Genomic DNA, 17,144 nt, shown 5'->3' on the forward strand with positions numbered 1-17,144 from the left:
AACTCAGCCGGCCGCCCCGGGCCTCCCACCCCAATCACCCTCAAGTAAAGGGACCGCACGTGACCCTGACCAGCCACGCGACGACCAGCACCCGCCCGGGCGCCACCCACCGCGCCTACAACCCCACCCCGTCCATCCCGCTGCTGATCACCGAACTGGCCCAGGAGGACTTCTGGGCCCGCTACGCCAAAATCCGCGGCGACGCCGAGCACTTCACCCCCGCCTACCTCGCCGCCCGCGAGACCGCAGCGCTACTGCTTCGCGCCGTGATCGCCGACCTGTTCGCCCTGGCCGACCCGACCAACCCGATCGCGGCCGCCGACGCCGCGGCCGCCGCCAACGCCCTCCGCCGCAAGAGTCGGCAGATGCAGCTGCCCGCCGAGGCCGCCCGCGCCTGGCTGCGCGAGGAATACGAAGCCTGGCGCAACGACGCACCGCACCCCCCGAACTGCCCCGGCCACTGCGGCGGCACCGGCATCGTCATGGAAACCACCACCTGGCAGAACGACGGCGCGCCCGTGTGGGCTGAGCCCGCCGACTGCCGGCGCGGCGAGGAAGACGACCCGCACTTCGACGACTGCCTCTGCCGTGGCACCGGCCGCCGCTGGAACGCCGAGTACCGCGAGTACGAGCGGTGCGACCGCTACACCCCCGACCCCGACTGCGCGCAACCGGAACCGCGCGCGGGTGAGGCCTGGAGCGCCGGCCCGTACGGCGAAGAGCCGTTCTAGCCGCCGCACCTCGCCCACCCGCCCCGCACCGGGCCGGACACCCCCGGCCCGGTGCCATCCCCGGGAGCACCCGTGTACCTCGCGCGAACCCTGTACGCGCTCGCTTGCGACAGCTGCGGCGCCGTCTGCCGACTGCCCGACGAAGACGCCGAGAACGACTACGAACTCCACCTGCCCGAGGAACAGCTGGACCCGGCGCTCGCCCGATACATCGAGGCCCAGGGCTGGATCCTCGGCAGCCGCCACCACTGCGCCGCCTGCGCCAACAAGCGCGGCGACCTCCTGATGGAGCGCCTGGATCTCGAGGCCACCCACGAGCCGCTCTTCGAACTCACCGACCTGCCCAGCCCCGCCGACCGCGACCAGGAGAGCCGATGACCACGACCCGCAAGCGCACCCGCGACATCCTGCGCACCGCCGCCCTGTCCTCCTGCGGAACCTACCGCTACCTCCTCGTACGGGAATGGGCGAGAAGCGGACGCACCGCCGTCTTCGTGCTGCTGAACCCGTCCACCGCCGACGCCGACCGTGACGACGCCACGACCCGCCGCTGCATCAACTACGCACAGGACTGGGGGTGCAGCAGCGTGTGGATCGTCAACCTCTACGCCTTTCGTGCTCGCCACCCCGCCGACCTGTGGACGGACCGCGACCCGGTCGGTCCCGAGAACGACCGCTTCCTGCGCACCGCGGCCGCCGTCGCAGCCGACACCGGCGGCCCCCTGGTCGCCGGATGGGGAACGGAGGCCCGCCCCGAGAGGATCTCCGCCGTCCTCAACCTCCCCGGCCTGGAGATGCCGAGTGCCCTCGCGGTCACCCAGTACGGGCAGCCCCATCACCCGCTCCGGCTGGACGGCGCCCTCACCCCGAAACCGTGGACGCCCCCCGGTACCCCGGTCTTCCCCGTGACGACCCGCCGCACCGAGCCGCTCGAGCCGCTCGACGTGGTCCTGAACCGGCCAGGCTTGCCCGACCTCCGGCTCGGCCCGTACTACCACCCGCACGTTGCCCGCGGCGTCGCGACCGGCCTGCGCCAGCAGATGCACAGCACCCAGCACGTGCCCGGAACCGTGGTGACGGTGCAGCCGCACCGCGGCGCCGACCACCTCGAGGCACGGGTGCCCACCGACTCCGCCGTCCTCGCCGACCTAATGGACGACAATCCGCCCGGTGACGGCACCGGCCGCGACTTCCCCGACTTGTACGCCCGGCTATACGCCCAGGAGGGATACGAGCGCGCCAGCGAGTTGTGGTCCAAGGCATGCAAGGCCTGGGAGTTCTCGCACAGCGGTGACCTGGACGCGTAACCCGTCGCTCCGGCCGCCGTGGCCCGCGTGCTTCCCGGCGGCCGAAACACCAAAGCTATGCATATCCTTGAAAGGCATAGTGTGAGTCTGCATTATGGAGTTCGGAGCGGTCGCCAGGTCGCCACTCAAGCCGGCCGCTCCGAACCCGCACCACTCCCAACCCGCCAAGCATCAGGAGACCTCCCGACATGACGGACTCCACCGTCAAGGCCGCCGTGTTCGCCGCGGTGTTCATCGCCCTCTACATCGCTCACAGCGTCGGCGATCACTGGGTGCAAACGTCCTGCCAAGCCGCCGCCAAGGGGCAGCCCGGATGGACCGGCCGCCTCGCCTGCGGCCGGCACCTCGTCGGCCTGACCATCACCAAGGCGGTCGTGCTCACGCCTGTCGCCCTGGTCCTCAACCTGCCCGTCACCGTTCTCGGAGTGTTCGTCGGACTCACCCTCGACGCCGCGAGCCACTACTGGGCCGACCGCCGCACGACACTGCGCCGCCTCGCCCACTACTGCGGCAAGAGCGAGTTCTACTCCCTCGGCATGCCCGACCATCCCGCGCCCCCCACCACCGCCGAGGGCACCTACGCCCCCACGCTGGGCACCGGCGCGTACGCACTCGACCAGAGCTGGCACATCCTCTGGCTCGGCATCGCCGCCCTCCTCATCGCCGCGCTGTAACGCGGCCCGGGACAACAACCTCACACCGCACCACAGAAGGAAACCCGTGAGCAGCACCCCGAACATGACCCTGGACGAGGAAATCGCGGCAGCCGTCGCCATCGTGCGCGTCGGCCTGGACCGACTGCGCGACGCCGCCACACGCACCGAGGCCCTGGGCCCGCACGTCGCCGTCCTCCGCGCCCTGCGCGACCACCGCAACCCGGACGCCGGCGTCTGCGCGGCCGTCGCCGACGTCATCGGCACCATCACCGTGTCCATCACCGAGACCGACCACGAGGCCATCGACGACGTCGTCGAACTCCTCAACGAAGCCCAGGCCTACGCCCAGGACAACACCGGCGAACGCATCGACCGCGCCCTGACCCTTCTCGCCCCCCTCCTGAACAGCGAGGAAAGCCGGTGAACCGACAGACCAGCCACCCGGAACCCGCAGCCAGCCAGCAGAGCAGCACCGTGCAGCTGACCGTCCGCGAGACGACCACCGCGCAGCTCCCGCCCCTTCCCGACCCGGAGACCTACCGCACGTACTTCGCCAACCCGCACGACTACATGCACGCCCCCCAGGACGCGAAGGCCGGCCACTTCCAGCAGATCGTGCTGGACCTGCGCACCAAAGACCTGTTCTTCCACGGCGAGGACTGGCGCGTGCCGCGCGAGGCCCAGTCACGCATCCCTGCATCCGGCCTCTTCGCCCCGTTCCACTGGCTGAACGTCCCAGACATCATCTACTGGGTCATCGACAGCGGGATCCCGGTCGCCGAACGTCCCTACCTCACGGTCGACGAAGGCAACGCCTTCGCGCACCAACTGGCCCCCCTCGCCCAGACACTGCTGGACCACCTGCTGCCCGTGCCCGGCACCGACGCCCTGGACTGGTCCGCCGAATCAGCCTCCGCCGGACGGGACATCGAGGCCGCGTGCACCCGCTACCAACACCCGCCGAAGGGACGGCGCCCGGAACTCGTGAACATGAGCGAGGCCGTCAAGGCCTGTCCGGAGATCGTCCGGCCCGAATGGGCGCACTACACCGATGCGAGGCTCGACGACACCGCCGAGTACCTCAACCGGTGCGGCCTCCACCACCACCCGGCCATCGCCCAAGCCCTCGGCTTCGGACCCCAGACGCCCCGCGCCTCCCTCGTCGGCACCCGCGCGTGGCTCTACCAGAACCGCCGCAACGCCCAGACGCTGCTCGCCTCCCAACTGAACACCCCGACCGTCGGCGATGCCGAGGACACCCACTCCTGAGAGGACACGGGGAATGGACACGCCTCCTGGCGAGTGCAGGCAGTGCTGGCAGCACGCCCACGATCCGAGCATCCACCGCCAGCTCGGTCCCCGAGAGGACTGCCCGCAGTGTGTGGATCACATGCTCAACGGTCACGGTTCGCACCTCGTGCCCAAGAAGGAATCCAGCTGGTGGTGACGGTCCTTCGCCCCATCTGGCACAGGGCCTCGACCCACAGGTCACTTGACGGGGAGCTGCGTACTCCGGGCAACTGACGCCTTCCCTGGGCCCCGCGTCAGCAGGCGATCAAGCCGAGTCTGGCGCGGGGCCTGGCGCTGTCCCGCCCTGATCGACAAGCCAGGTCCCGCTCCGCGAAGAGGAAACGGGAAACGCCCGCAAACCCCTACAGCTGTCCCAAAGACTACGGAAGGTAGAGCCATGACCACAGCGAACGGCAGCACCATCACGATCATCTCGTTCGGCTACCTGCACGGCGCGCCCCCGGCCGACGCCCACCTCACCATCGACCTGCGCCAGCACTTCCGCGACCCCCACGTCAGCCCTGAGCTGCGCTACATGACGGCCCACGACGCCCCGGTGCGGGTCGCGGTCATGAACACCCCTGGCATCAAGCAGCTGCTCGCCGCCACGGTCGCCGCCGTGGAAGGCTTCCTCGCCGGACCGTCCGGCACCAGCCTCACGATCGCCGACGGCTGCGCTGGTGGCCGCCACCGCGCCGCCACCTTCGCCCTCGCACTCGAAGCCGTCCTCACCAGCGACATCGCCAGCGCCGCCGAACTGGGCGTCGAGGACCTGGCCCAGCAGTACTCCGGCCGCGGCCTGGCGGTGCGCCTTGTCCACCGCGATCTCGATAAGGACGTCGTCGATCGCTGAACCCTCAGGTGTCCATCGCGAGGCGTCGTCGACCGCTGAATCCCGAGGGACAGAATCTAGAAGTGGTCGGGCAACCAGGGTTCGTGCTCTGTGGTGCGGATCAGTCTGTGGAGCACCTCCTCGGACCTTGCGTTCACTCCGTCCAGACGTGCTGCGGTCGCTGTCCGGTAGCCGCCGGCATACCAGACGGCCAGTTGCCGTCGGGTGAGCCGGACTTCACCAGCGATGTGCGTCTGGGTGATCTGTCCGGCGCCGCCTTTCACTTCGAGCAGGTACTGGCCCCAGGTCTCGCCGTCCTCGTCTTCGATTTCCACGGGAACGGCGATGTCTAGGTCATCCGGCCAGCCCCGCAGCCGCACCGCTTCCTCCAGGTCGTGGATGCGCAGCATCCACGGGTGCCACGCTTCCGCCGTCAGCCGGTAGCGGTGGAGGTTGTGCAGCAGCGCCGGGTATGGGGGTAGGGCGGAGCGCCGGAAGTGGATGGCTGGGGCGCGGGTGTGGTGGCTGGCGAGGAATGCCATCATCTCGCTGGCGGTGTCGGCGTCTGCGGCCCAGAAGTCGTGCACGGTCAGCTGCATCCCGTGGCGCTCGCTGCGCTTCATGGCGAAGGACAGCAGGCCCGTGGGGGACTGGGCCGGACCGAACCGGTACGTGGTCAGCTGCTGCTTGTCGTCGATCCAGGCGGGCCACCAGTCCGGGCGCTGCACGGGCCCGTTCCACTGCCGGGCCAGGCGGCGTTGCAGCTCGTCGGTTTCCTTCGTACGGCCGTGTTCGATGGGCAGCCCAGAGCGGGTGAAGGCCCGTTTGAGGTCGTCGGTGGCGATGGACCACGCGAAGACCGCAATGGGGGCCTCCCAGCCGAGACGGCGGACGTATCCGCCGGATGTCGTCCACAGCGTGGAGATCACCGCGCCCTGGTCGCGCAGGTGGCGGAGCCGTTCGGCGAGCATGTCGACGGAGAGGCGGGCGCCGCGTTCCTCGGGGGCGACGCAGCCGGCGCTGAGCAGGGCGGAGGGTACGGGGGCCCCGCCGAAGAACTGCGGGACGAGGAGGCCGAGGCCGCCGGCGATGACCCGCCCGTTCCGGACGGCGACGCGGATGTCGGCGTGCGGGCGTAGGCGGGTGATGTCGCCCACGGGATGGCCGTAGCTGCGGGTGGCGAGGGCGTCGTACTGCTTCCACAGCTCGTCGTCGGCCTGCACGATCCGGATCGCATCAGGCATGTTGCCTCCCCTTTTCTAGTAGTTGGTCCGGTCGCGGACGGCATCGGCGTCGACGGGGACGAAGAAGCTGCGGGTGAAGGTCACCACGGCCTGCCCGTCCTGGTTGTGGCCGGTGGTGCGGCTGGTGACGATCCCGGTGTCGGGGCGGCTTTGGGACAGGCGGCGGTCGGTGATCTCCGTTTCCGCGTAGAGGGTGTCGCCCACGAACACGGGGTGGGTGAAGCGGATCTCTTCGAAGCCGAGGTTGGCGATGGTCAGGCCGCTGGTGCTGCGTACGGTCATCCCGCCGACGATGTGGAGGGTGATGCTGCTGCACACCAGGGGCCTGCCCCACTCGGTGAGGCCGCTGTAGCGGGCGTCGGTGTGGATCGGGGCGTCGTTGCCGCCGAGCGTGGTCATCACGACGTTGTCGGCATCGGTGATGGTGCGCCCGGGCCGGTGTTCGATGATCAGGCCTTCGTGCAGCTCGTGGTAGCCCAGGCCGACGACTTCCCGGTAGCGGCCTTCGGCGATCCGCCGGTACCCCGCTGGTGTGGGGATGTTGGTGGTCACGCGCTCACCTCGCGCGGCGTGCGCTCGTCGAGGCGGCCCAGCAGTGCCCGGGCGGCTTTGACCATGGGCGGGCCGATCATGTGCCCGTTGAGGCGGACGATGCGGTCGCCGGCTTCCTCGGCGGCGGCCACGATGGCGCGGGCGGCGCCGATTTCCTCGTCCGTCGGGGTGAACACGCCTTGGACGACGGGGAGCTGGCGGGGATGGACACAGCACTTCCCGGTGAAGCCCAGGTCCCTGGCGCGTTCGGCTTCGACCCGCAGCCCGTCCAGGTCGTCCAGGTCGAAGAACGGCGAGTCGATGGCGCAGATGCCTGCGGCGGCGGCGCTGGTGACCAGCGCCGACCGGGCGTGCAGCATCGCTTCCCAGCCCTTGGAGCAGCCGAGGGCTGTCGCGTAGTCGGCGGTCCCGAACACCACTCCGGCGATGCGTTCGGCCCGCACGATCGACGGCAGCTCTTCCAGCGCACGAGGCGTCTCGATCAGCGCGTACAGGTGCGGGCTGTAGCCGGGCGCGTCGAGGGCTCCGGCGGCGATCTCGAAGTCCCGGGCCGATTCGACCTTGGGTATCAGCACGACGTCCGGCCGGGCCGGGTAGTCGGCGATGGCGGCCAGGTCGAGGATGCCGTCGCGGGTGGTGGGAGAGCTGATCCGTACGCCGAGGACGCGGTTGGACGCCGTGGGAGCGGTGAAGAACGCGGCGGCATCCTGGCGTGCCCGCGGCTTCACCGCGGCGGGCACGGAGTCTTCCAGGTCAACCAGGGCGACGTCCGCGCCGCAGCCGTGCGCGATCGGGAAACGGGCGGAGGCGTGGCCGGGGGTGACGAACCACACCCCGGCCGGGGCCGTTTGCCTCATCGGCTCGCTCCTTGTGCCGCCAGGCTGCGGGCTGCGTCCGGGATCAGGTCCTCCTGCCCGGCGATGGCCCGGCGCTCGCCGAGCTCGACGAAGATGTCCCACGGGTGCACTCCCTGGCTTTCGGCGGCGGCCAGGACGGGCTTTTTGAAGCCGGAGAACACGCCGGCCAGACCGGAGACGAGGCTGGTGGAGTCGATCGTGGGCGGGGCGGGCATCAGCGTCCGCTCGGCGAGATCGGCGGCGTCGGCCAGGCGCCGCAGGTCGATCCCGGTTCGGTGGCCGTAGCGCTCCAGCACGGCCACGAGGACTTCGAGCTGGGTGTTGCCCGCGCCCGCGCCGAATCCCCGGGCGCACGCGTCGATCGTGTGGGCGCCGGCCTGCACTGCCGCGACCGAGTTCGCCACGGCCATCCCGAGGTTGTTGTGCCCGTGGAACGCCACCGGCACGTCGACCGCCGTGGTGATGGCGGTGATCCGGGCGGTGACATCGTCGGGCAGGTAGTGGCCGGCGCTGTCGAAGACGCACACCGCCTGCGCGCCGTAGCCGACCATCAGCGCGCACTGCTCGGCCAGTTCGCCGGGAGGGGCCATGTGGCTCATCAGCAGCACGCCTTGTGCCTCGGCGCCGAGCTCGCGGATGGCGCCCAGGTGGCGTTCGGTGACGCTGGCCTCGGTGCAGTGGGCGGCGACGCGCACCACGTCCACGCCGTGGCGGATGGCTTTGCGTAGATCGGCGGTGGTTGCCCAGCCGGGCAGCAGGAGGGTGGCCAGCCTGCTGTGGGTGAGGGCTTCGCGGGCGGTGGCGAGCATCTCATCGTCGCTGAGCCTGCTGCGGCCGACCTGCAGGGAGGAGGCTCCGAGGCCGTTGCCGTGGCCGACTTCGACCACGGGGACGCCGGCTGCGTCGACGGCTGCGGCGTAGGTGCGGATCTGCTCGGCATCCAGTTGATGACGTACGGCGTGCTGGCCGTCGCGCAGGGTGGGGTCGTGCACGGTCACCGTGGTGTTGGCGGTCATCGGGCGAGCTCCTTCAGCGCGGGTGCCTTGACTAGGGCGTGCTGCTCGGCCGCGTGGATGGCGGCGGCGCTGATCACTTCGAGGTTCCCGGCGTGCACCGGCATCCGGTTGCGGGTGGCGGTCACCTCCGCGATCACCCGCACCGTGTCGCCGGTGACGGTGCATGAGGTCACCTGGTAGCCCGGTACGACGGTTCGCATGGCCGCCGCAGCGCACTCCACGACGTCGCTGACCGGGCCCTGCTCCAGCCCGGAGGCCACCATCGTCATGGCGATGCGGAACGGCGGTGGCGGTGCGGCCGCGGAGATGTTCAGCATCGCCTTGGCCGCGCTGGTCCCGGTGAAGCGGCGGATTGCGTCCTGGGTCGTCTCCACGTACTCGTCGAGGTTGAGGCGGCTGGCCCGGCCCACGCTGACGCTGGCGGCCGTGGCCACCATCTCCACGTACCGGGGCCGGTAGTGCTGGGCGAGGGCGTACAGGACGGGGATCGAGGCCTGCCCGCCGCAGGAGATGAGGCCGATGTGCTGGTGCCGGGCCGCCTGGTCGCCGTTCACGGTCGGCGCGATCAGCGCACCGGCACTGGTGGGGGTCAGGTCGATGAGTACCGCGCCGGTGCCGGCGAGCCGGGCCCAGTGCTCGGGGTGCTCAAAAGCGTTGGTGGCGTCGAAGACGATGTCGAAGGTCTGGCCGGAGTCGAGCAGGGCGGCGACGCCGCCCGCTGCGGTGGCGCACCCCAGCTCGGCAGCCTGTGCCAGTCCGCGGCTGCGACTGGTGCGGCCGACGACGAGCCCGCAGCTGAGGCGCGGGGAATTGTGCATGCGCTCGACCAGGTCGAGCCCGAGTAAGCCGGAGCCGAGGACGGCCGCGTTCATGGTGTTCGATGGCATGTGTGCTCCCTGTGTGGACGGTGGATCAGAGGACGTGCAGATGGACGGCGGGGAGCCGGGTGGAGGTGGCCCGGAAATGCGTGCCGGGGGTGAGCGGGAGGCTCGCGTGTACCGATCCGGCCAGCACGATGTCTCCGGCGCGCAGGGTGGTGCCCAGGGCAGGCAGGCGGTGCGTCAGCCAGGCCAGTGCCTTGAGCGGGTCGCCGAGGATGTCGCGCCCCTGCCCGGTCGCGACTGTCTCCCCGTCGGCTTCCGCCCGGATTTGCTCGGCGGCCAGGTCCCAGGCCGGATCGAAGGGGACGGGACTGCTGGTGATGACGCCGGCGCAGGCGGCGTTGTCGGCGATGCTGTCGACCAGGGTGATGTCCCAGTTGGCGAAGACGGTGTCGAGGACCTCGAACGCGAGGAACACCTCGCCTACAGCCGAACGGGCGGTGGCTAGGTCCGAGGGCTCGGCCAGGTCGCGACGGAGCCGGAAGGCGATCTCGGTCTCGATCCTGGGGTTCATGAAGTCGGCCGACCGCAGCCCGGCTCCGCTGGCGGCGACCATGCTGGTGAGGATTACTCCGGAGTCGGGCTCGTCAATGCCCATCTGCTCCTGCATGGCGGCCGAGGTCAGACCGACCTTGTGACCGGCGATGCGGGCACCCGCCGAAACCCGCTCCTCCAGGCTGATCCGCTGGATGCGGTAGGCGTCCGTAACGGTCAGGCGCGGGAACCGCTTCGACAGCTGCCGGACAGGAACGCCGGTTCGGGCAGCGTCGGCCAGCTCCCGTGCCAGCCCCGCTAAGGCTCCCTCGTCCACCTCGGGGCCGGCCATCTGTCCGGCTGGATGGTTGTCGGCGCTTGCAGGACTGGCCATCGGCTACCTCCGCGTACTGGGCTGATCGGTTGTGCCGCTCGCGGCATGGCGCGCGGCGAGCACCGGCAGGAAGTCGGCGCAGTGGCCGCCGAGACCCGCCACGTCGGTGTCCGACCCGATGAACGCGATGCGGTCCAGCTCCGGAGTGCGGCCCTGGGCGCTCTCGACGGCAACAAGCCGCGTGTACTGCTCGGCGAGCGCGTCGGCGGAGCAGGCGGGCGCGCGGAAGTGCACGCCCACGTTGCCCTTGTCGCCGCGGGTCACTGTCCACAGCTCCAGGTCCTCGGAGGCGACTTCACGCCCGGCTTCCTCCACGAGCTCCAGTGCGGCGTGCCGGCGCAGGCACTCCACATCCAGGGCGTTGCTCGCCTCGGGGGGCTCGATCGTCCCGCCGGGCAGCTGCCAGCGCCCGGGAGCCGCAGTGGACGACGCCATACGCCCCACCAGCAGCCGACCGTCATCCGTGGGCTGCGCAACGGACACAAACACCGACGGGGCGGACACGGCGTGGACCGGGTCCAGCCGCAGGACGTACAGGCGATAGGTCGCCCGGTACCAGGTCAGGAGCAGGGTCTGCGAGTCCTTCCACTCCAGTCCCGCGCACACCACGGTGGGCCCGTCGAACAGCGACGGGTTCGCCGCGACGGCCTCTTCCCACCTGCGCTCCATCGCCGCCGTCTGCTCATCGGTCAGCCGGGGCGGGTCTGTCTCCGCCAGAAGCAGGCGGCGGACACCGGAAAGCTCAACTGCGCGAGCCTGCGGTTGATTGGGCAACGAAACCTCCTGTTGAGAGCCCTATCCGTGCAGCGCTGATCAGACACGCGATGCCGGTGCGACGCCGGCCGCGAGCCCCAGACCGTACAGCGACGGCCGGTCACAGTGGGGACCGCCGGACAAGCTTCAGCTCGGCCCATACGCGTTTTGCCGACAGTTCGCCGCTGCGGCGAGAGCGGAGCAGGTCAAAGTCCCAGCGGTTGGCAAGGTCGTCGACAAGGAGGAGGCCGCGGCCGCGGCCGGCGTCCTCGTCGGGTGTGAGCAGCCGCGGGTGCCGGTCGGGGGAGCGGTCGGTCACGGCGATATACACCCGGTCCAAGGCCGGGCGGCTCACGGTCAGGGTGATCCTTGGGCCGTGTGCGTGCCGCACGGCGTTCGCGACGAATTCGGACATCACCAGGGCAGCAGCCTCCGCATCGTCCTCCAGGCCCCACACCGCCATCGCTACGCGCGCGAGCAGCCGGGCCTCCTTTGCCGTCTCCGGGGCGCGGTCGGCGGTCAGCCGGTAGCCGGGATACCCCTTCATCCGGGGCCGGGGCGCCGTCATGGTCGTCACGACTGCCCACCAGCGACGGGCCGCGCCACCCGCAGAGGGCCGGGATGCTCATGGAGAGTGAGCAGGGCCCGGCACTGGATGGCGAGATCCCAGACGTCATGGGGTGCGGAGATCCCCTGCGCCAGCACGTGGCGGCTTCCGGCGAGGACGTGCCGGGCGGTCCGCCGCTGCTCACCACTCATGCGGCGCACCGCTCTGGACAGTTCGGGCACCAGGAGCTGGACGTGCCCGCGCAGCAGGCCACCGAGCCTCTCCCAGTCCTCACTCGCCAGGCGCCACGAGGCCGACAGGACCGCCTCGTACGACTGCCGGATGGTCTCGGAATCGACCGGGTCGTTGTTGCCGGCGCCCGCTGAGCGGGGCGCCCGGACTGTCGCCGTTGCGCTGCTTGCAGCGTCTGCCACAGCGGCCTCCCTGATCGGTCGTCACGTCACCGCATACGCAAGCAGCACTGGACGAGCGAGTGCGACGCCAGAGCACTGCAAGAACGATGAAACTTCGCCCAGTTGGCGTTAACTGCGGCCAAGGCCGGGGCACCACAGGGGTGGGGGCGGTACGGTCGCCGCACCCGTCATGTCGGATACCGCGGGAGTCGGTATGGCTGACCGCCCCAAGCCCCCCAACGCCCGGTTGCGCGCTGTGCGCGTGGACGAACTGCAGAGGTCCCGCCAGGAGTTCGCGAAGCTCATCGTGGAGACAGGCGAGGAGATGGGTGAGACAGTCGCCTGCACCGCGCGCCTGGTGGCGGCATGGGAAGACGGCGACGTCCAGCTCCCCAGGGCGGTTTACCGGCGGATCCTCACCCGGCTGACTGGACGCACCATGCAGGAGCTGGGCTTCCGGCTCAGCACCCCGGCCCGCCCCGGCGTACCAGCAGCCACGGCGAACCCAGAGGAGGAGCAGGTGAACCGCCGCGGGTTCATGGCCGACAGCGCAGGCGCGGCCCTGGCGCTCATCCCCGTCCTCTCCCCACGGGATGGGGCCCCGCCTGGCCGGATAGGCGCCGTCAACGTGCGCGCCCTGGACACGGCCGTGGCGAAGATTTACGCCCACGACCACGACCACGGGTCAGCCGCCATGCGCCGCGACGCCTCCAACGCCCTGCACACCGCCTACTCGTGGCTGCAGGAAGGCACCTACACGGCGAAGACCGGCAAGCGGCTGAGGTCGGCGACCGGTCACCTGTCGATCGCCGCCGGGTGGCTCAGCTACGACTCCGGCCGTCCCGCCGACGCACGCAGCCTCTACAACGAGGCCCTCGCCGCCGCGCGGATCGCCGAGGACCCGGGCCTGGAGGCGCACGCCTTCGGCTGCCTGTCCTTGCTCGCCAAGGCATCCGGACGGCCGCGCGAGGCAATCTCGGCAGCGCAGGGCGCGCAAAGCGTCGCCAACTCCTACGGCTCACCGAGGATGCTGTCGCTGTTCGCGATGCGCGAGGCGGGCGGCTGGGCCCTGCTGGGGGACGCCAGCGCCACGGACCGGGCGATCATCCGCGCCCACAAGCTGTACGCCAAAGGGCCACGTGAGGCTGATCCGGACTGGCTGGAGTTCTACCACCCGGGCGAGCTGGCAGGGCTAGAGGCGTTGGCCCGGGCCGACCTCGCCCAGCACGAACGGGCTGCAGCCGGGGCCGAACAGGCGGTGCTGCTGCACGGCGACCAGTTCACCCGAAATCGCGCCCTGTACACAGCCGACGTCGCCATGCAGCATGCCGTCAGGGAACGTCCGGAGCCGGAGGCCGCGGCCGAAGCCGCCGGACGCGTCCTCGCGTACCTTCCGGAGGTGCGCTCGGACCGGCTGCTGCAGCAGTTGCACAACGTCTCGAGCGCGCTGCAGCGGCACGCGTCCGTCCCGGCGGTGGCGGACTGGCTGGAGGAGTACCGCACCATCGCCGGCGTCAGCTGAGGAGGATACGGTGACCACCCCGAGCACCCGCACCGACGTGGTGATCCGCACCTACGGGCCTGGCCAGGTCCCACCGCTGGTCGACACCCTCGCCGACATCTGGGCCGACAGCCATCCGGAACTGGTCGACAACCCGGGCGCGGAGGCAATGGGCCTGTCCGTGCCTGCATTCCACCGCCAGATCACCGGCCACCTCAAACACCCAGGTTTCGTCCTGGTCGTCGCCTACTCCGGCGGCAGCGCCGTCGGCTTCGGCTACGCCTTCCCCTGCTCGCCCGACTACTGGTTCGGCTCCCTGATCGACCAGGTCCCCGAAGACGCCCGCGAGGAACGTCTGATGGGCCTGTGCGAACTGGCCGTCCGCCCGCCGTGGCAGTCCCAAGGCATCGGCACCCGGCTGCACGCCAACCTGCTCCAAGCCGTAAACCCGCGCTGGTCCTCACTGCTCGCACTTCCCTCGAACCAGCGGGGGCAAGACCTCTACGCCCGGCTCGGTTACGAGTACGCCGGCCCGTATCGCAACACGCCCGACGGTCCCGAGTTCGACCTGCTGCTCCTGCGCGTTCAAGACGCAGCCTGACGGACTGGACATCAGGGCTTTTCGGAGCGAGGGAACGGCGATGTGCAGGCCGAAGGGTAGCGCCTCGTCTCGGCCCACGGGAGCCAGTCGGGCCAGCCGGATGGGCCACCTCGGCAGGCCACAACCAGGTCAGGCCAGTGCGCTGACGATCTTCCCCAGAGCGACGTAACTGTCCCGCACCCCCTCCGTGTTGCCCAGGCGGTGCCGCTCCAGTCGGATCGCGCCCAGATGGCGCGCCTCGTACACGAGCGCGCGCCAGGCGCCGGCCGAGGAAGCGTCCCGCGAGCCGTAGGCGTCCCAGAAAGCGGTCCGCTCGTCCTGCTTAGCGCTGGCCATACGAATGGTCCAGTCGGCAGCCGGGTCACCGAACAGGGTGCGGTCGAGATCGAGCACGCCCGTGATCACCGGTTCGGGTGCCTCCGTGGAAAGCATCGTGTTTACGGTCCACAAGTCCCCGGTCAGAAGATGCGGCTCGCGGATCTCGTCGAGGACATTGCGATGCTCGGTGGCGAGGTCAGCGACCGCGCGTACGTCTGTGGCGTCCAGGCTCGAGGCGCTCAGGTCATCCGCGATGGCGTGCAGGGAGGCGACCACAGCCGCACTCCAGGTGGGAAACCCCGGACCGGCGACCGGGCCGAAGTGCGCGCCGCGGATGGAATGCACCCGGCTGGTGATCTCGCCGAGCTGGGCGAAGAAGCCCCGCCAGAGCGGGCGGTCGTAGGCACCGAGCCGTTCGGGGGTCGGCACGCCGGTGAGGTGGCTCTGCAGCACCCAGTCCCGGCCGATGATCTCCTGCGACCAGTCGGCAAACAGCATCCGCGGGACCAGGGTCGCGACGGTGGAGAGGTAGGGCACGGTGGCGTACTCGTTCCGCATCAGCCCCCGCTCGGACGCGAACTGCCGATCCGGGGCGGGCGCGATTCGCAGGATGACTGGCTCCGGCAGGCTCTCTGCAGTGATTCGGTATGTCGTGTTGTACATACCGCCGCCCAGCTCCACCGCGGAGGTGACCCGGACGCCGGCGCCGAAGGCGCGCCCGCAGATCTCCGGGATGTCTACGTCGGCAACAGGTTGCTGGAAGGCAGACGGCTCGCGAGAGATTGAACGGAACTCCACGAAGACTCCTCGTGTCCTGGCCGTGGGTGGGAAGCAACGGCAGTCCAGTGTGTCGGCGATGCACCAACTTCACGGATTTCCACTATGCATAGCCAAGTTATGCGTTATTGAGGGGATGCCTCTGACGAGACTTGGTTGAGCAGAACAGGGAGCGGAAGCCTGCCACTAGATTCCGCGGTCGACGCACGGCTTGCTCTTCGTCGTAGTCGAGTGTTTCAGTGAGCCGTTCCGAGGAGGGGTGCGTGCGCTTCATCGTGCTGGACGCGGAGGAACGGCCACGGAGCCGGAGCAAGCAGCGGGCCTGCCTCCTGGAACCGGTTCCCCTGTCCGATGACGACTATCTGACGCTGTACCGCCTGTGGTTCGCCGACGGCAGCGGATCAGTCGAGGAACTGGGGACGGTCAAGATCGGCTACGCCGACCTGGTGCGAGATGAGAGACCGCTCGAAAAGGGGGAGTTCCGTCAGCTGACGGGACTGGACCGGCGGCTGTACTGGTTTTCGCTCGGACAGGACGCCACCTACTACGAGAACATCAGCAGGCTCGGTCCCTCGGTTCGGGTGGAGGTCCTTGAGGGGCTGTGCGACATCGCGTTCAGCCCGGAGGTTGCCGAGGATGCCGGGTACTGGGACGTGACACAGACGTCGCTCCAGCGCAGCGTCGAACCACAGACAGTCGAGAACCAGTTCCGGCGCATCGCCCGGGGCGGCTCCCGGCTGACGGCGTATCACTTCAAATACGTGACGCCCGTTGACGGCCTGGCGGAGAAACCGGGAGAGGCATGGCGTCTGGCCTTCTCCGTCACTCCGCACTCCCGGCCCCCGTCCAACATTCATGTGCTGATCGGACGGAACGGCGTGGGCAAGACAACGCTGCTGGGCAACATCAGCGAGGCGGTGGTGAACCCCCAAGCGGAGCCGGGTGACGTTGGCGAAGTCCTCTGGGCAGATGACGGGACGGCGTCGTTCACCAACGTCGTAGCCGTCACGTTCAGCGCCTTCGACCCGGCTCAGGAAGACGGTGAGGCTGAAGACAGTGAGGCTGAAGCCGGTGGCGACGACGAACGCCATCCGCAGGTGAAGGGCTGGGACGCAGCCAAGGACGTTCCCGGCGATCAGACGCCACCGGCCGAGCCGGCCGAGCCAGCCGTCAAGTACACGTATGTGGGCCTGGCCAAGGTCGATGTTCACGGCCGTCCTACGCGCGAACGCAAGTCGTACGACGACCTCAGCTCAGAATTCTCCAAGAGCGTCGAGGAGATCCACGCAGCTGAGCGGGTCGGTCGATGGATAGCCGCGCTGGACGTGCTGAGCAGCGATCCGCACTTCTACGAGTCCCCCATTCACACCTTCGCCCGGGACTTGCTCGACCGCTCGTACTCCCGAGACGCCAGGGAATATGCGCAGGAGATCTTCTCCTGGCTCAGCTCAGGGCACGCCATCGTGCTGCTGACGATCACGAGGCTGGTCGAAACCGTCGCCGAGGGGTCCCTCGTGCTCTTGGACGAACCCGAGGCTCACCTGCATCCGCCGCTGCTCGCGTCCTTTGTCAGAGCGCTGTCCGACCTGCTCACTGACCGCAACGGCGTCGCCCTGATCGGCACCCACTCGCCCGTGGTCCTGCAGGAAGTCCCCCGTTCCTGCGTGTGGAAGGTCAGCCGATGGGACCGTCACCCGCCGCAGCGGCCCAGCCTGGAAACGTACGGGGAGAACGTCGGAGTTCTCACCCACGAGATCTTCGGACTGGAGGTCAGGCAATCCGGCTTCCACGCCGAGATCGCCCGGGCCGTCGACGAGCTGGGATCCTACGACCAGGTCATGGACCGCTTCCGCGGACAGCTGGGCGGGGAGGCAAAGGGACTGGTCCGCATTCTCCTAGCGCACCGGGATGCGGACGGACTCCGCTGATGTGGCCTCTCGACCCACCCGCTCTGTCCGCCCGGGACAGCTATGACACATGTGTACGCGGCACCAGGGATG

21 protein-coding genes are annotated in these 17,144 nt (G+C 69.7%); 11 read left to right on the forward strand and 10 right to left on the reverse strand.

The window, feature by feature from the left end; genetic code table 11:
* Positions 1-59: 59 nt before the first annotated feature.
* The 8 genes from JK359_RS33495 (at position 60) to JK359_RS33525 (ending at position 4,837) form a co-directional block, all read left to right on the forward strand.
* Positions 60-731, forward strand: a complete 672-nt coding sequence (locus JK359_RS33495) for a hypothetical protein (protein WP_201843372.1) — start codon at positions 60-62, stop codon at positions 729-731.
* 72 nt (positions 732-803) lie between these two features.
* Positions 804-1,109 carry a hypothetical protein gene (locus JK359_RS33500; protein ID WP_201843373.1) on the forward strand — a complete coding sequence of 102 codons (306 nt, stop codon included), beginning with the start codon at positions 804-806 and terminating at the stop codon, positions 1,107-1,109.
* On the forward strand, positions 1,106-2,038 hold the full coding sequence (locus tag JK359_RS33505; protein WP_201843374.1) for a DUF1643 domain-containing protein: 933 nt from the start codon (positions 1,106-1,108) through the stop codon (positions 2,036-2,038). The genes JK359_RS33500 and JK359_RS33505 overlap by 4 nt, the downstream gene beginning before the upstream one ends.
* Before the next feature lie 188 nt (positions 2,039-2,226).
* Entirely contained in the window at positions 2,227-2,712 is a 486-nt protein-coding gene (locus JK359_RS33510; RefSeq protein ID WP_201843375.1) for a transcriptional regulator, read from the forward strand.
* A 46-nt stretch (positions 2,713-2,758) separates the two neighbouring features.
* Positions 2,759-3,118 (forward strand): hypothetical protein, encoded by a 360-nt coding sequence (locus tag JK359_RS33515; protein ID WP_201843376.1) that lies wholly within the window; start codon positions 2,759-2,761, stop codon positions 3,116-3,118.
* The gene (locus JK359_RS33520) at positions 3,115-3,963 is read left to right on the forward strand and encodes a hypothetical protein (protein WP_201843377.1); all 849 of its coding nucleotides are present in this window, start codon (positions 3,115-3,117) and stop codon (positions 3,961-3,963) included. Before JK359_RS33515 ends, JK359_RS33520 begins: the two co-directional genes overlap by 4 nt.
* A 13-nt stretch (positions 3,964-3,976) precedes the next feature.
* Complete coding sequence (locus JK359_RS39505) at positions 3,977-4,141, forward strand: pRL2-8 (RefSeq protein WP_236678844.1); 165 nt, start codon at positions 3,977-3,979, stop codon at positions 4,139-4,141.
* 240 nt (positions 4,142-4,381) lie between these two features.
* Positions 4,382-4,837, forward strand: a complete 456-nt coding sequence (locus tag JK359_RS33525) for a RapZ C-terminal domain-containing protein (RefSeq protein WP_201843378.1) — start codon at positions 4,382-4,384, stop codon at positions 4,835-4,837.
* Between the two features lie 56 nt (positions 4,838-4,893).
* On the opposite strand, the gene JK359_RS33530 is transcribed toward JK359_RS33525, so the two are convergent.
* The 9 genes from JK359_RS33530 to JK359_RS33570 form a co-directional block, all read right to left on the reverse strand.
* Positions 4,894-6,060, reverse strand: a complete 1,167-nt coding sequence (locus tag JK359_RS33530) for a GNAT family N-acetyltransferase (protein WP_201843379.1) — start codon at positions 6,058-6,060, stop codon at positions 4,894-4,896.
* A 15-nt stretch (positions 6,061-6,075) separates the two neighbouring features.
* Positions 6,076-6,612 carry a MaoC family dehydratase gene (locus JK359_RS33535; protein WP_307788388.1) on the reverse strand — a complete coding sequence of 179 codons (537 nt, stop codon included), beginning with the start codon at positions 6,610-6,612 and terminating at the stop codon, positions 6,076-6,078.
* The gene (locus JK359_RS33540) at positions 6,609-7,469 is read right to left on the reverse strand and encodes an HpcH/HpaI aldolase/citrate lyase family protein (protein ID WP_201843380.1); all 861 of its coding nucleotides are present in this window, start codon (positions 7,467-7,469) and stop codon (positions 6,609-6,611) included. Before JK359_RS33540 ends, JK359_RS33535 begins: the two co-directional genes overlap by 4 nt.
* The gene (dmpG, locus tag JK359_RS33545) at positions 7,466-8,485 is read right to left on the reverse strand and encodes a 4-hydroxy-2-oxovalerate aldolase (protein ID WP_201843381.1); all 1,020 of its coding nucleotides are present in this window, start codon (positions 8,483-8,485) and stop codon (positions 7,466-7,468) included. The genes JK359_RS33540 and dmpG overlap by 4 nt, the downstream gene beginning before the upstream one ends.
* On the reverse strand, positions 8,482-9,372 hold the full coding sequence (locus JK359_RS33550) for an acetylating acetaldehyde dehydrogenase (RefSeq protein WP_201843382.1): 891 nt from the start codon (positions 9,370-9,372) through the stop codon (positions 8,482-8,484). The genes dmpG and JK359_RS33550 overlap by 4 nt, the downstream gene beginning before the upstream one ends.
* 25 nt (positions 9,373-9,397) lie before the next feature.
* Positions 9,398-10,234, reverse strand: a complete 837-nt coding sequence (locus JK359_RS33555; RefSeq protein WP_236678845.1) for a 2-keto-4-pentenoate hydratase — start codon at positions 10,232-10,234, stop codon at positions 9,398-9,400.
* 3 nt (positions 10,235-10,237) lie between these two features.
* Entirely contained in the window at positions 10,238-10,903 is a 666-nt protein-coding gene (locus tag JK359_RS33560) for an NUDIX hydrolase (RefSeq protein WP_236678846.1), read from the reverse strand.
* A 205-nt stretch (positions 10,904-11,108) separates the two neighbouring features.
* On the reverse strand, positions 11,109-11,555 hold the full coding sequence (locus tag JK359_RS33565) for an ATP-binding protein (RefSeq protein WP_236678863.1): 447 nt from the start codon (positions 11,553-11,555) through the stop codon (positions 11,109-11,111).
* Between the two features lie 5 nt (positions 11,556-11,560).
* Entirely contained in the window at positions 11,561-11,968 is a 408-nt protein-coding gene (locus tag JK359_RS33570) for a DUF6415 family natural product biosynthesis protein (protein ID WP_201843384.1), read from the reverse strand.
* Between the two features lie 193 nt (positions 11,969-12,161).
* Here JK359_RS33570 and JK359_RS33575 point away from each other — a divergent pair, with 193 nt between their 5' ends.
* Both JK359_RS33575 and JK359_RS33580 read left to right on the forward strand, forming a co-directional pair.
* A complete protein-coding gene (locus tag JK359_RS33575) occupies positions 12,162-13,469 on the forward strand; it encodes an NsdA family TPR-like regulatory protein (RefSeq protein ID WP_201843385.1) in 1,308 nt (435 codons plus the stop codon).
* 10 nt (positions 13,470-13,479) lie between these two features.
* Complete coding sequence (locus tag JK359_RS33580; protein ID WP_201843386.1) at positions 13,480-14,049, forward strand: GNAT family N-acetyltransferase; 570 nt, start codon at positions 13,480-13,482, stop codon at positions 14,047-14,049.
* 129 nt (positions 14,050-14,178) lie between these two features.
* On the opposite strand, the gene JK359_RS33585 is transcribed toward JK359_RS33580, so the two are convergent.
* Positions 14,179-15,165 carry a phosphotransferase family protein gene (locus JK359_RS33585; protein ID WP_307788389.1) on the reverse strand — a complete coding sequence of 329 codons (987 nt, stop codon included), beginning with the start codon at positions 15,163-15,165 and terminating at the stop codon, positions 14,179-14,181.
* A 242-nt stretch (positions 15,166-15,407) separates the two neighbouring features.
* Here JK359_RS33585 and JK359_RS40265 point away from each other — a divergent pair, with 242 nt between their 5' ends.
* Positions 15,408-17,072, forward strand: coding sequence for an AAA family ATPase (locus tag JK359_RS40265; protein WP_307788391.1), 1,665 nt, complete (start codon positions 15,408-15,410; stop codon positions 17,070-17,072).
* Positions 17,073-17,144 lie beyond the last annotated feature (72 nt).

Source organism: Streptomyces actinomycinicus, assembly GCF_016741775.1.
Lineage (GTDB): Bacteria > Actinomycetota > Actinomycetes > Streptomycetales > Streptomycetaceae > Streptomyces > Streptomyces actinomycinicus.

What these genes read in the sequence shown, in the direction of transcription:
- JK359_RS33530 (WP_201843379.1), bottom strand. Translation starts at nt 6,060, where the DNA reads ATGCCTGATGCGATCCGGATCGTGCAGGCCGACGACGAGCTGTGGAAG.
- JK359_RS33510 (WP_201843375.1), top strand. Translation starts at nt 2,227, where the DNA reads ATGACGGACTCCACCGTCAAGGCCGCCGTGTTCGCCGCGGTGTTCATC.
- JK359_RS33555 (WP_236678845.1), bottom strand. Translation starts at nt 10,234, where the DNA reads ATGGCCAGTCCTGCAAGCGCCGACAACCATCCAGCCGGACAGATGGCC.
- JK359_RS33525 (WP_201843378.1), top strand. Translation starts at nt 4,382, where the DNA reads ATGACCACAGCGAACGGCAGCACCATCACGATCATCTCGTTCGGCTAC.
- JK359_RS33565 (WP_236678863.1), bottom strand. Translation starts at nt 11,555, where the DNA reads ATGACGGCGCCCCGGCCCCGGATGAAGGGGTATCCCGGCTACCGGCTG.
- JK359_RS39505 (WP_236678844.1), top strand. Translation starts at nt 3,977, where the DNA reads ATGGACACGCCTCCTGGCGAGTGCAGGCAGTGCTGGCAGCACGCCCAC.
- JK359_RS33575 (WP_201843385.1), top strand. Translation starts at nt 12,162, where the DNA reads ATGGCTGACCGCCCCAAGCCCCCCAACGCCCGGTTGCGCGCTGTGCGC.
- JK359_RS33505 (WP_201843374.1), top strand. Translation starts at nt 1,106, where the DNA reads ATGACCACGACCCGCAAGCGCACCCGCGACATCCTGCGCACCGCCGCC.
- JK359_RS33560 (WP_236678846.1), bottom strand. Translation starts at nt 10,903, where the DNA reads ATGGAGCGCAGGTGGGAAGAGGCCGTCGCGGCGAACCCGTCGCTGTTC.
- JK359_RS33550 (WP_201843382.1), bottom strand. Translation starts at nt 9,372, where the DNA reads ATGCCATCGAACACCATGAACGCGGCCGTCCTCGGCTCCGGCTTACTC.
- dmpG (WP_201843381.1), bottom strand. Translation starts at nt 8,485, where the DNA reads ATGACCGCCAACACCACGGTGACCGTGCACGACCCCACCCTGCGCGAC.
- JK359_RS33540 (WP_201843380.1), bottom strand. Translation starts at nt 7,469, where the DNA reads ATGAGGCAAACGGCCCCGGCCGGGGTGTGGTTCGTCACCCCCGGCCAC.